Origin of the sequence: Bacteroides sp. 11BF (assembly GCF_019633765.1) — a bacterium.
Lineage (GTDB): Bacteria > Bacteroidota > Bacteroidia > Bacteroidales > Bacteroidaceae > Bacteroides > Bacteroides hominis.
Map to the genome: position 1 here is coordinate 1 of NZ_JAFKPJ010000004.1, position 13,977 is coordinate 13,977.

General features: G+C 33.6%; 12 protein-coding genes and 1 pseudogene. All 13 read left to right on the forward strand.

Going from position 1 to position 13,977, the window contains the following annotated elements; translation table 11 throughout:
* Nucleotides 1–205 (forward strand): annotated as a pseudogene (locus JZY04_RS04915) (UpxZ family transcription anti-terminator antagonist); the annotation flags it as partial.
* Nucleotides 206–323: 118 nt separating this feature from the next.
* Nucleotides 324–1,070 (forward strand): DUF4751 family protein, encoded by a 747-nt coding sequence (locus JZY04_RS04920; RefSeq protein ID WP_217737948.1) that lies wholly within the window; start codon nucleotides 324–326, stop codon nucleotides 1,068–1,070.
* A 599-nt stretch (nucleotides 1,071–1,669) separates the two neighbouring features.
* On the forward strand, nucleotides 1,670–2,635 hold the full coding sequence (locus tag JZY04_RS04925; RefSeq protein WP_122143702.1) for a Gfo/Idh/MocA family protein: 966 nt from the start codon (nucleotides 1,670–1,672) through the stop codon (nucleotides 2,633–2,635).
* Nucleotides 2,636–2,653: 18 nt separating this feature from the next.
* Complete coding sequence (locus JZY04_RS04930) at nucleotides 2,654–3,778, forward strand: DegT/DnrJ/EryC1/StrS aminotransferase family protein (RefSeq protein WP_032540048.1); 1,125 nt, start codon at nucleotides 2,654–2,656, stop codon at nucleotides 3,776–3,778.
* 7 nt (nucleotides 3,779–3,785) lie between these two features.
* On the forward strand, nucleotides 3,786–4,358 hold the full coding sequence (locus tag JZY04_RS04935) for an acyltransferase (protein ID WP_122143701.1): 573 nt from the start codon (nucleotides 3,786–3,788) through the stop codon (nucleotides 4,356–4,358).
* 31 nt (nucleotides 4,359–4,389) lie between these two features.
* Nucleotides 4,390–5,679: a nucleotide sugar dehydrogenase gene (locus tag JZY04_RS04940; RefSeq protein WP_122143700.1), complete on the forward strand. Its 1,290-nt coding sequence runs from the start codon at nucleotides 4,390–4,392 to the stop codon at nucleotides 5,677–5,679.
* Between the two features lie 10 nt (nucleotides 5,680–5,689).
* The gene (locus tag JZY04_RS04945) at nucleotides 5,690–6,976 is read left to right on the forward strand and encodes a lipopolysaccharide biosynthesis protein (RefSeq protein WP_220575487.1); all 1,287 of its coding nucleotides are present in this window, start codon (nucleotides 5,690–5,692) and stop codon (nucleotides 6,974–6,976) included.
* A 9-nt stretch (nucleotides 6,977–6,985) separates the two neighbouring features.
* Nucleotides 6,986–8,092, forward strand: coding sequence for an N-acetyl sugar amidotransferase (locus JZY04_RS04950; RefSeq protein ID WP_122141829.1), 1,107 nt, complete (start codon nucleotides 6,986–6,988; stop codon nucleotides 8,090–8,092).
* A 4-nt stretch (nucleotides 8,093–8,096) separates the two neighbouring features.
* Nucleotides 8,097–9,269 (forward strand): glycosyltransferase, encoded by a 1,173-nt coding sequence (locus tag JZY04_RS04955; protein WP_122141828.1) that lies wholly within the window; start codon nucleotides 8,097–8,099, stop codon nucleotides 9,267–9,269.
* Complete coding sequence (locus JZY04_RS04960; protein ID WP_122141827.1) at nucleotides 9,269–10,513, forward strand: O-antigen ligase; 1,245 nt, start codon at nucleotides 9,269–9,271, stop codon at nucleotides 10,511–10,513. Before JZY04_RS04955 ends, JZY04_RS04960 begins: the two co-directional genes overlap by 1 nt.
* A gap of 13 nt (nucleotides 10,514–10,526) precedes the next feature.
* Nucleotides 10,527–11,633, forward strand: a complete 1,107-nt coding sequence (locus JZY04_RS04965) for a glycosyltransferase (protein WP_122141826.1) — start codon at nucleotides 10,527–10,529, stop codon at nucleotides 11,631–11,633.
* Nucleotides 11,630–12,859, forward strand: a complete 1,230-nt coding sequence (locus tag JZY04_RS04970) for a glycosyltransferase family 4 protein (protein WP_122141825.1) — start codon at nucleotides 11,630–11,632, stop codon at nucleotides 12,857–12,859. Before JZY04_RS04965 ends, JZY04_RS04970 begins: the two co-directional genes overlap by 4 nt.
* The gene (gene wecB / locus JZY04_RS04975; protein ID WP_122141824.1) at nucleotides 12,856–13,926 is read left to right on the forward strand and encodes a non-hydrolyzing UDP-N-acetylglucosamine 2-epimerase; all 1,071 of its coding nucleotides are present in this window, start codon (nucleotides 12,856–12,858) and stop codon (nucleotides 13,924–13,926) included. The genes JZY04_RS04970 and wecB overlap by 4 nt, the downstream gene beginning before the upstream one ends.
* The last annotated feature ends 51 nt before the right edge of the window (nucleotides 13,927–13,977 follow it).

The following is a 13,977-nucleotide window of genomic DNA, read 5'->3' on the forward strand; positions in this document are numbered from 1 at the left end:
CTTGGATACACTTCCCGTCTCGCTTTTGAAATGCCGTTTGTTGGTAGCCTGTTACGCCGAGGTCTTTGACGAAGAGCTGGCAGCGGAGGCACACGCAATAATAGACGGTTGGAAGGAGCGGGAATTGACGAGGGAAGAGTTTGAGATGGTGGAGCACTTAAAGAGTTTGGAGGAAAATCCGTATCCGAATATGGATATGGAATAATATCATTTGTGAAGTATTTATCTCGTTGAATAGTGAAGTCACGTTTTGGCTGAGGCCTCGCCATAAGTGATTTATCTATATAATTATCTTTGTTTCTTAACTATTAAAATTCAGCATTATGAAAAAACAATGGTTTGTATTTACTTCTCTTGAGAATCCACAAGAGACGAAAACAGCTTCTCCGTATCTTGATTATCTGACTTGGAATACTAAAGGCCGTTGGACGGCGGAGTACAAAGATGGCAAGTTCTATCATTATGAAAATGGTGCTAAGGATAAATGCCATACAGATTCCATCTTGAATTACATATCGGATGCGGGTGAGAACTGGCAGATGAAGATAGAGGGTGATCATTTTGTCCATGCTCCCAATGGTGACTATTCACGTGCGCATACAGACACGGTAATGCATTATATTGGTTGGGATGGCCGTAAGTGGCGTGCTGAACTTCTGACTTTGATTGACAATCTTCATCCAGAACTGGCTTCCGACTGTCCGGAAGGCATGCTCCTCAAAGCTGACAATGCGGATGCGGTTTATTTGGTTCAATTCGGTAGCCTCCATCACATTCCCAATCCGGATGTTTATTTTGCCTTATTTCCTGCCTGGGATAAAATCACGGTGAAAAGTCCGGAGGAAGTGAATGCTATTCCTTTGGGTATTCCTCTCTCTTTGGATGCTTGTCTGATTAAAGCCAATGACTCTGATCCGGTGTATCTGAGTACGAATGGTGTGAAAAGTCACATTAAATCTGTAGAAGATTTTAATAAGGTCGGTTTCGATTGGGATAAAATCAAGGTGATGTCTCCGGCAGAAGTGGATGCAATCCCTACTGCTCCGGAATATGAGATCGCTAATTGGTAATTCATTCGGTTGAAAATAAAATCATAAGGGGGAGGATGTTTTCTTTCCCCTTTTGCGGATTCTCGTAACCACTCGAAAAAAAGCTTAGAATTCTAATTTTACCTTTGCTACGAAACATTAAAGTCAATATGTAGTAGTGAAGAGTTTGAAAGATTCTGCTTTCAATGTTAAGTCGAGGCTTTACCTTATGGAACGTCTATTGAGACATTCTGCTTGAGGAAACTGAAATGCATCCTTGACTAAGGATGTCGTTACCAATTGTGATGAGATTTGGTGCAAGGTGCGCTAATATGATAGAAGTAGTTACTGTTGATCACAGCGCCATTAGTAAGGTAAAATTATGAGGTAAACAAATGTGATCTTATCTGGACAAATCTTTTGCGGAAGTTTTTAACGTGTGCAGATTTTTTTTTGGATCTTATGTCACATAATATTGACTTGGCTTTATGCTGAGTGTTAAATTGCAAACTAAATTGTGCGTACTTTCTTAGTGTAGAACCTTTGAGGTGTTCTACAAAAGGAATATGCTTTAAATTGAATGCTTACTCTGGAATACTATTCTATATAACTAAGAATTCTCATAAATAATTAAATAATCAATGAAAAATTTTGCATTAATCGGAGCAGCTGGCTATATTGCTCCTCGTCATTTACGTGCTATTAAAGATACTGGAAACCGTTTGGTTGCAGCTTATGATACTTTTGATAGCGTCGGAATCATGGATAGTTTCTTTCCGGAATCTTCCTTTTTTGTGGAACAAGAACTTTTCGACCGACATTGTACAAAATTAAAAGGTACTGACAAACAGATTGATTTTGTATCTATTTGTACTCCGAATTATTTACATGATGCACACATGCGTTATGGGCTTCGATTGGGTGCTGACGTAATTTGCGAAAAGCCTTTGGTCTTGAATCCATGGAATGTTGATGCACTTCAAGAAGTCGAAAGAGAAACAGGGCGTCATATTTATACTATTCTCCAACTCCGTTTGCATCAATCTATCATAGGTTTAAAGAAGAAGATAGAGAATGGCCCTCAAGATAAGATTTATGATGTAGATCTAACTTATATTACTTCTCGTGGCAATTGGTATTATACAAGTTGGAAAGGGGATGTGCATAAAAGTGGTGGTATTGCTACTAATATCGGTGTTCATTTTTATGATATGCTTTCGTGGGTCTTCGGTCCTGTGAAAAAGAATATAGTTCATGTATATACACATGATCGTGCTGCTGGTTATCTTGAATTGGAAAAAGCACGTGTTCGTTATTTTTTGAGTATCAATTCTGAAAATCTTCCTGAAAATGCAGTACAAGGTGAGAAACTTACCTACCGTACTATTAATATTGATGGAGAAGAGTTTGAGTTTAGTAAGGGATTTACTGAACTACACACAGAAAGTTATAAAGATATTTTGGCAGGTAATGGCTTTGGCATTGAAGATGCACGTAATGCTATTAATATTGTTTACGATATCCGTCATGCTGAGCCAATTGGTTTAAAAGGAGATTATCATCCTTTGGCAAAACTTCCTTTGTCAAAGCATCCGTTTGGCTGGTAATAAAGTACAGATATAATTATGAAACTTCAAATGGTTGATCTTCACGGTCAATATCTTAATATTAAATCGGAAGTGGATGCCGGTATTCGGCAGGTTATTGAAACTTCCGCTTTTATCAATGGTCCGCAGGTCAAGGAGTTTGCGAAGAACCTGAAGGCTTACATGGGTAGCAAGTATGTGATAACTTGTGGTAATGGTACAGATGCACTTCAAATAGCTTTAATGGCATTGGATTTGAAACCCGGTGATGAAGTGATTGTTCCTGCTTTTACCTATGTTGCTTCTGCCGAGGTGATCGGATTATTAGGGCTGATTCCTGTGATGGTGGATGTGGATTATGCTACCTTCAATGTAACGGTTTCCAATCTGGAAAAGGCTTTGAGTCCTAAAACTAAAGCGATTATTCCGGTGCATCTGTTTGGCCAGTCTTGTGATATGGAACCTATTATGCAGTTTGCCAAACAGCATGGTATTTATGTGATTGAAGACAATGCTCAGGCCATTGGAGCAGTATATACTTTCTCTGATGGTAGAAAGAAGCATACGGGAGCTATCGGTCACATAGGCTGTACTTCTTTTTTCCCTTCTAAAAATCTGGGATGTTATGGTGACGGTGGAGCTATTTTTACGGATGACGATGAATTGGCAGAACGTTTGCGCATGATTGCTAATCATGGACAACAAGTGAAGTATCATCATAAAGTCATCGGATGTAATTCCCGTTTGGATACTCTTCAGGCTGCGATACTCAATGTTAAATTGAAACACTTGGATGAATATAGCCATGCCCGTCATGAAGCGGCACAATATTACACTTTCCAGTTGCAGGGGGTGAAAGGGATTATTACTCCCGAGGAACTTCCTTTAAGTACTCATGTCTACCACCAATATACTTTAAAAGTACTGGATGGCAAACGTGACGTGCTAAAGCAGCATCTTGCTGATGCGGGTATTCCGAGTATGATTTATTATCCGTTGCCTTTGCAGCAACAGGAGGCTTTTCAGACTATCGCACGTGCAGCAGAACCATTAGATACTGCTGAAAAACTGGCATATTCAGTTCTTTCTCTCCCCATTCATACCGAACTATCTACTGAACAACAGGATTTAGTCATCAATAGTATAAAAGATTTTTTTAAATAAATATTCCATGCAAGATTATTTTGCTCATGAAACAGCAATTGTCGATGACGATTGCCGGATCGGTGCGGGCACAAAGATATGGCATTACAGCCATATAATGACGGGATGTGTGCTTGGTGAACGATGCAATATCGGTCAGAATGTGGTAATTTCTCCAGATGTGGTTTTAGGAAATAATGTCAAAGTACAGAATAATGTATCGGTTTATACAGGTGTTACTTGTGAAGATGATGTTTTTCTCGGTCCTTCTTGTGTCTTTACCAATGTGATAAATCCCCGTAGTGCTGTCAATCGTAAATCAGAATATGCAAAGACTCGTGTTGGTAAAGGAGCTACAATAGGTGCTAATGCTACTATTGTATGCGGACATGATATAGGTGAGTATGCTTTTATCGGTGCCGGTGCAGTGGTTACTAAAACAGTTCTTCCTTATGCTCTCTTGGTGGGCAATCCTGCCCGTCAGATAGGTTGGATAAGTGAGCATGGTCATCGACTGGAATTTAATGATATGGGTATTGCTGTGTGTGCTGGAAGTAAAGAGCGTTATCAGCTAAAAGACGGTAGGGTCATAAAGATATAGTTTGTAATTCATAATTAGTAATAAATCAATCATGTACAATAAATTAGTAAACAAAAATGCTAAATTGGCTTTGGTAGGTCTAGGTTATGTAGGGCTTCCTATAGCCTTGGAGTTTGCCAAGAAAATATCAGTTATAGGTTTTGATATAAACGAGGACCGCTTGGCGAAAATGCGTGAAGGAATTGATCCATGCGGTGAATTGGATAGTTCTGCTTTTGAGAATGTAGATATCGAATTTACTTCCTCTATTGAAAAGTTGAAAGAAGCTTCTTTCTTCATAGTGGCTGTTCCTACACCAATTGATAAATATAATAAACCGGATTTAACTCCATTGCTGGGTGCTTCCCGTTCTGTAGCCAAAGCTTTGAAGCCGGGAGATTACATAGTTTATGAATCTACAGTTTATCCGGGTTGTACGGAGGAGGATTGCCTTCCTGTTTTAGAAGAGGTTAGTGGCTTGAAAGCTGGTATTGATTTTAAATATGGTTATTCTCCTGAACGTATTAATCCTGGTGAGAAAGTACATACACTTCCTAATACTATTAAAATAGTTTCCGGTTGTGATCCAGAGGCTTTGGATATAGTTGCTAGAGTTTATGAATTAGTTGTAAAACCAGGAGTTCATCGTGCTCCAAATGTAAAAGTTGCTGAAGCTGCTAAAATCATTGAAAATACTCAGCGTGATGTCAATATTGCTTTGATGAACGAACTATCTATTATTTTCAGTCGTATCGGAATTAATACTTACGATGTATTAGAGGCAGCCGGTACTAAATGGAACTTCTTGAAATTTTATCCAGGATTAGTCGGAGGACATTGCATTGGTGTTGATCCTTATTATTTGGTTCAAAAAGCCAGTGAACTGAAATATCATTGTCAGATAATCAGTGCAGGACGGTATATCAATGATAGTATGGGAGGATATATTGCCAAGAAGCTTGTGAAACGTTTGATTTCTTTGGGTAAAGGTATATTAGGTGCTCGTGTTTTAGTGATGGGAGTTACTTTTAAAGAAAATGTAGCAGATATTCGTAATTCTAAGGTTGTAGATATTGTCAATGAATTGAAAGATTTTGGTTGCGATGTGGACGTTGTTGATCCATATGCAGATAGTGATGAAGTACATAGAGAGTATGGATTTCGTTTAGTAGAGAAACCGAGGGATAATTATGATGCGGTAATTGTTGCCGTAGCACATGATGAATATAAAAATTTAGAGGAGAAGTATTTTAAAAATATGACCTATGATCATGCTGTACTTGTAGATATTAAGGGGATGTATCGGGAAAAAATACATGAGTTAAAATATTGGAGCTTATAATATTATTGAGATGGATAGGGGAAAGAAAGGGAGATTGGAATATTTGAAATCATCATTCGTGAAAAATGTCTTTACGCTGGTTTCTGGAACAGCTGTCTCTCAATTAGCACCTATCCTTTTTTCTCCTATTCTGTCAAGAATATTTTCTCCTCAAGAATTTGGCTCATTAGCATTCTTTATAGCATTAGCAACTTTTTGTTCAAATATATCAATGTTTCGATATGAAGTTGCAATTGTATTACCTAAAAGTGATAATGAAGCTGTAAAATTAGTCTCTTTATCTTTTATCTTATTATTTACTACTACTGTATTATTCTCTATAATAATTGGTTGCTTTTGTAACCAAATATGTGTGCTTTTGTCTGCTAATGATTTGATAAATTGGATTTTTCTTATTCCATTTTATATATTGATTCAAGGTATATATGCAATTTTGTATAATTGGAATAATCGGAAAGAGAAGTATAAAATAAGTGCTTTTGGAGGAATTGTTCGTACATATAGCAACTCTATTATATCTTTGTTGGTCGGTTCTTTTAAGATAGTTCAAAATGGTGGATTAATAATAGGAAGTGTTGTCGGGCAATTATTGGAGTCTGTTTATTTGTTGTTTGCAGGAAAGAAAATGCTGCGAGTAGCGTTTAAAAGATTAGATATTGTTACATTAAAAGAATATGCATATAAATATAGAAATTTTTTTCTTGTTAATACTCCACATATTTTAATTGATAGTTTAAGAAATCAAGTCTCCCCTTTAGTTATTGTTTATTATTTTTCGAATGAGATCTTGGGACTTTATTCTTTTGTATTAAGAATAATAACTCTACCTGTTTCAGTGCTGGGATCTGCTATTTCACAAGTTTTTTATAGTAAAATTTCATATAAATATTCTCATGGAGAACCAATAGGGAGTTTTGTTAATAAGATCATTGTGTTAACTACATTAATAGCTTTATTTCCTGCTATCTTACTATATTTATGGGCTCCCCAGTTGTTTGGTTTTGTTTTTGGAGATGAATGGGTTATTGCAGGGCAATATGCTTCAAGCCTTTCATTATATATGTTTTCATACTTTGTTTCATGTAGTATGGCATTTGTTCCCTATGTTTTAAATAAGATGAAGGTTGCACTTGTTTTCAGTGTCTTGTATAATTTTTCATTTATAGCAATAATAATTATAGGTGGATTATATTCTGTTTGTTTTGAACTAGTCCTGTCCTGTATTAATTATATTATTTCTTTTTTGTATATAAGCTTTATTTTTTGGGCAATAGTTGTTTCGAATAAAATTAAATAAAAATAATTTATGGAATATTGCATTTGTAAACGTTGCGTAATGGACAATGCATCAGATAGTACAATAATATTTGATAAAAATGGATATTGTGATTATTGTACTGATGCATTGCAAAGAGCTGCTGCGGTATACTTCCCAAATTCGGAAGGAGAAAAAAAACTGGAATTAATGATTGCTGATCTGAAAGAAAAAGGTAAGAATAAGAGCTATGATTGTTTGATGGGAATTTCTGGAGGACTGGATTCTTCGTATTTGGCGTATTTAGGAGCTATTCAATGGGGATTACGTATTTTGGCAGTACATGTTGATGATGGGTTTGATACCCCATTAGCGGTATCTAATATTGAAAAATTGTGTAAATCGTGTGGAATAAATTTAATAATTGAACGTCCTGATTCTGAACAGTTTTGTGATTTAACGAAGTCTTTTATCTTGGCAGAAGTTCCTAATATAGCTATACCACAAGATAACGTGTTATTTGCTTCTCTTTATAAATATGCGAAGCAGTATCAAGTGTATACCTTTTTATCAGGAGGTAATTTTGCATTAGAGTCTATATTACAACGAGGACATACATATATGGTATATGATATGATACATAATAAAAATATACACAATGTTTTCGGAACTAAACCTGTTGATAATTTGCAGTTCTTATCCATTTATCAACGATATTGGGATTTATATATTCATAAAATTAAAAGTCTACGGCCATTAAACTATCTCAATTATAATCGGGATAATGCGATAAAGCAATTGTCAGATTTTTGTGGATATGAATATTACGAAGCTAAACACTTGGAGAATTATTTAACAAAAGTGGCTCAATTATATTGGTTCTATAATAAATTCAAAGTAGATAAACGTAGATCTCATCTTTCTAGTATGATTGTTTCTGGTCAAATGACTCGTGATGAAGCTATAACATTATTGGAAAAACCTATTTATGATGAAGTGTCAATTCAGGATGATCTGAAATTAGTTTTAAATAAGTTGGATCTGGATATGAACGTTTTTGAAGAGATAGTGAGAAGGCCAGGGAGGGAGCATTCTTATTATAAACAGGATAGATTAATTCCAATTTTGTTAAGGCTAAAGAAAATGCTAAGTTTTTAGAAAAATGAAAAAAATATATTTATTTTCTGATGTGTGTGACAATTTTATTGAAAATGAAATACCGTATTTATCTGAATACTTTGATTCGGTAATTATTGTTCCTTTTTGGAGTATTTCTTTTAATAAAAAGTTTGTGTTACCATCAAATTGTGAGTTATTATTGCCTGTTTGTAAGTCCAAGATTGCATTTGTAGCAAATAGCTTTTTCGTGTGGAATACGTTACCTGGCTTTTTGAAAGAATTTTTTTCTAATAGATTGTGGCTGAACAAAAATAGGTTAAAGCGTTTTTTAATATCCTGTTTAACTATAAATTATTATTGTAATTCGTCAGTTGTTAGAACGATAGTTCGCAATGTATCTGATGAAGATATTTTTTATTCTTATTGGGGAATGGGGGCAGCAGAGTGGTTTCCATTTGTTAAATATTTGAATGTGAAAAAAATAGTAAGATTTCATAGAGGAGACTTGTATGAAGAGTACAATTATGGCTATTTACCATTTAGAAAGCGTATTTTTATTTCAATTGATTTAGCTGTTTTTATATCTCTAAATGGAAAGCAATATTTAAATAATAAATATATTGAATTAAAAAACAAATCTATTGTTAGTAGGTTGGGAACCTTTGATCATGGACTGGCTTTACAACGAGGTAATGGAGATATTTTCCATTTGCTGAGTTGTTCTTATGTACACAGTATCAAAAGAGTCCATTTGATATTTGAAGCATTACAATGTGAGCATGTCAGAGTAATTAAGTGGACTCATATTGGTGGTGGAGAAGATTTTGAAGATCTGAAACATTTAGTAAAACAAGCGAATAGTAATTTACAAATTAGTTTACTTGGTGATTTATCCAATGAAGAAGTTTATGAATTTTATAAAACAAATTATGTGACTGCTTTCTTGAATGTTAGTTCTTCAGAAGGAGTTCCAGTTTCGATTATGGAGGCTATCTCTTTTAATATTCCTGTAGTTGCAACTAATGTTGGTGGTACTTCTGAAATTGTAACAGATGAAACTGGTATATTGCTTTCTTCTGATCCAACAGCTGAAGAAATTTTGAATGCATTATATTCTATTGAAAGTATCAACGTACAACCTAGAGAGTTCTGGAAACAAAAATATAATGCTGATACTAACTATAAAGAATTTGTGAAAGTGCTAAACTCTTTGTAATGAGGTGTAAACTGGATGTGATTCTTACTCGGGTGAGTATCTTTTATTTTATTTCATTATGTTTTGGTAGTGCTTTTTATTTAGGAGTACCTACATTCTCTTTAATGAACTTATTACTTCCATTCTCTTTGATTATTAATTTTTATTATGCGGCAAATGGGATTCCTAAAAAGATTGGGTATTTATTGTGCCTTTGTCTATTCTTTATAATAGGATTGGTTCTTCCTTTTTTAATGTTACAAACATCTGAAGAGCAAATTAAAGACTTTGTTTATTTAGTGCATTTTATGAATGTAATTCTTTTATCTGCAAATTTCTCAAAGAATCAATTGAGTTATATTCAAATTATAAAATTTATATTTTTTGCATGGGCAATACTAGCTATTTTGCAATTTGCTTTTATTATAGGTGCTTTACCAACATTTTTTGAATTTCTTTTCTACCAAAAAACAGATTCTGTATCTTTTTATCAGGTAAATGGTATATTTGCTAACTCTAATGATTTTTCATGTGTATTTTTTTTGTTTTACTTTGTGATTGTGTATTATAATGAAAAGTCTTTTAAATTATACTCTTTGATTACAGCTGTTGTTTTGTTGTTATCTTTGTCTAGGAGTGCTATTGTCTTTTTTATAATATTTCTTTTTTATAGAAAAGCAATAATTGAGAAAAAACTGAGTAAAGTATTGAGAGGGTGCATTTGTATGTTTATAGTAATAGGAATCACATTACTTTCTAAAATAGATTTTATAGAATATAGTAGTTCGAATTCTGAATTTGTCATAAGAAATGTAAATCGTTTAATTTCAATTATTAATATTGCACAGGAAGGTTTTGAGAGTGACAATTCATCTTCAATGAGGATTGATTCATATTTATATGCTGCAAAGAATCTTCCTTGTCATTGGCTGGGTACAGGTGCTAAAAATTATGCTTCATTTTATAATAATGCTTCTGTTGATTTAGGAGTATTGAAAGAGAATCCACATTCTTTTATAATTGAGATTGGTATTTCTTATGGTATATTTGCTATTATAATTTTCAATTTTCTTTTTGGCTATTTATTGTTTGCAAAAAAAAGAAATCTAGCTACTGTTGAAAAGAAGTTATTCTTTTTTTTATTATTTACTACTATATTATTTAGTAATATTCCCTCATCTGTTATACGCTTACCTGTTTTATGGATGCCTGTCTTTTTTTTATTTGTCAGTGATAGGCGAATTATTAGAACATTTAATAGTTGATATATTTTAATGTATGAAAAAAAGGAAAATTTGTCATATTACAAGTGTGCATTCGGTATTTGATGTTAGAATATTTTATAAGGAGTGTGGCTCTTTAAGCAATGCTGGTTACGAAGTTTATCTTGTAGCTCCTGAGATATTGAGTCAGATTAAAAATGGAATTCAAATTATAGGAGTACCTAATAAGCCTGCAAATCGATTTTATCGTATTTTGTTCTATACTAAACATATCTATAAGAATGCTTTATTGGTTAATGCTGATATATATCATTTACATGATCCAGAATTAATTCCTTTTGGCTTAATGTTAAAAAAAAAGGGTAAAATTGTAGTTTTTGATTCTCATGAGGATGTTCCAAATCAAATATTGAGTAAGAAATGGATTCCTCTGTTTTTACGTAAATCAGTTTCATTTTTGTATACAATGTTTGAGCATAGCGCACTGAGTAAATTCGATGCTTTGGTTTCTGTGACTCCTATTCTGACAAAACGTTTATTAAGAATAAATTTGAATACATATCAAATTACAAATTATCCCATTATAAATGAATACATTGATAATAGAATATGGAATAGGAGTTTATGTTTTGCAGGAGGAATAACAAGACAATGGTTACATGAAAATGTAATTTCAAGTTTTAATTATTTACCTAAAGATATTTCTTATAATTTAGCAGGTAATATAGATCCTATTTATATGTCCCATTTATCAATGAATCCTAATTGGAGATATGTTTCTTATAAGGGATGTTTGCCTCAAAAGGAAGTGAATGCTTTTTTGCAAAAATCGTCAATAGGTATGGCTTTAAATGAATATTCTCCTAATGTTGGGTATAAAACAGGATCTATTGGAAATACAAAATTGTTTGAATATATGAGTGCAGGTATACCTGTTGTCTGTACGGATTTCGTGTTGTGGAAGGAGATTGTATACAGGTATAAGTGTGGAATTTGTGTTAATCCTTATAATACTTTTGAAATAGCAAATGCTATTAAGTATTTATTAGATAATCCGTCAGTCGCTCGTGAAATGGGAAATAATGGGCGTAAAGCTGTGGAGAAAGAGTTTAATTGGAAAATGCAAGAAGAAGTTCTTTTGCAAATGTATAAGGATTTATGAATATACTTCTTATTAATCATTATGCTGGATATCCAAATTTAGGAATGGAATATCGTCCTTATTATCTTTCTAAAGAATGGGTAAGGATGGGACATCAGGTTAGAGTTTTGGCCGCTAATTATTCTCATTTAAGGATTAAGCAACCTTTAGATAGCTTTAGTGTAATAGATGGCATACATTATCGTTGGATATCAGCAGGAAGGTATAGCGGAAATGGTGTTAAGCGTGTATGTTCAATGTTTTGTTTTGTTCTTAAATTAAGGTTGTATTTCCGGAACTATCTCGATGGCTTTATTCCAGATCTTGTAATTGCATCATCTACTTATCCATTAGATATCTATCCAGCTCATAAAATAGCCCAATATTATCATGCAAAACTTATTTATGAGGTACATGACTTGTGGCCATTATCTCCAATTGAAATAGGAGGATATTCTAAATATCATCCTTTCATTGCACTGTTGCAAAAGGCAGAAAATGATGCATATAAATTTAGTGATAAAGTTATATCGTTACTTCCAAATGCATGTTCACATATGGTCTCTCATGGAATGGATGCAAATAAATTTGTTTATATCCCCAATGGGTATGATCCGGAAGAGTGGACATCTCAATGTGATCTTTCGCCTTTACATATGCAATTTATATCCGAATTGAAAAATAAGGGGAAAAAGGTTATTGGTTATGCAGGTGGCCATGCGAAATCGAATGCATTGGATTATTTGTTGGATGCAATGAAAATAGTCTTTGATAAAAACCAGAATATAGTATGTCTTTTGGTTGGTAATGGGCAAGAAAAGGCACGTTTAGTAGAACGTGTTCAAAAAGAATGTATTAAGAATGTTTATTTTCTGGATCCAGTACCTAAAAAAGAAATACCTGAATTATTAAATCAGATGGATATATTATATATTGGTTGGGAGAAAAACCCATTATATCGTTTTGGTATATCTCCTAATAAGTTAATTGATTATATGATGTCTAGGAAACCGATATTGCATTCGGTTTGTGCCGCAAATGATTGGGTGAAGGAAGCTGACTGTGGAATTACAGTGGATGCAGAGTCGCCACGAGAAATAGCAGCAGGTATTATAAAAATGTTTTCATTTACAAATGCAGAGTTAATTAGTAAAGGGTGTAGAGGGAGAAAATTTGCAGAAGAAAATTTAAGTTATCCTTTTCTTGCAAAAAAAATTGTAGAAGAATATATAAATAATAGAGTATGAAAATAGTGACAATTATAGGGGCTCGTCCTCAATTTATAAAAGCAGCTGTTGTTAGCCGGATGTTTTTGGTGTCTAAAAATGTGGAAGAAATTATTATACATACAGGTCAGCATTTTGATGCTAATATGAGCGATATCTTTTTTTGTGAAATGTGTATTCCTAAGCCACATTATAATCTAAATATAAATAGTTTGAGTCACGGGGCAATGACTGGCCAGATGTTGGAGAAAATAGAAAAAATTTTAGAAAAAGAGCAACCTGATTGGGTGTTGGTATATGGTGATACAAATTCTACTATTGCTGGTGCATTAGCTGCGAAGAAATTACATATAAAAGTTGCTCATGTAGAAGCAGGACTTCGTTCTTTTAATATGAATATGCCTGAAGAAATAAATCGTATTTTGACAGATCGCATCAGTGATATTCTTTTTTGTCCTACAGATAAAGCAATGGAAAATTTGTTGAGCGAAGGGTATGCTAATATAAAATGTAAAATGATAAATAATGGAGATGTAATGCAAGATGCAGCAATATTCTATGCGAGCAAATGCAAAAAACCTTCAATAGGTTTGCTGGATAGGTTTATATTATGTACCGTTCATCGTGCTGAAAATACAGATAGCCCTGAGCGTTTAAAAAGCATTTTTGCTGCTTTAGAAAATATATCTCAGAAGTGCGAGGTCGTTTTACCACTTCATCCGCGTACCAAGAGTAAATTGATTAAAATAGGGTATGATTTCTCTCATTCTAATATATGCTTTATTCAACCTGTCGGATATTTGGAGATGGTATGGCTATTGAAGAATTGTGAAATAGTAATGACTGATAGTGGAGGACTTCAGAAAGAAGCTTATTTCTTTGGGAAGTATTGCGTTACAATGCGTGATGAAACTGAATGGATAGAGTTGGTAGATAATGGTTTTAATTGTTTGGTAGGCAGTGATAAGAAACAAATAGAAGAAAGTTGCTTTTTATTGATGACTACACCTAAAAAAGGATTTGAAAATCGCTTATATGGAAATGGTGATGCTGGGAATAAGATATTAGAAGCCTTGTTGTTAGCGTAAATGATAAGAATCCTATAAATGATTATGTGTTTGTAGTATAATATCTTTATA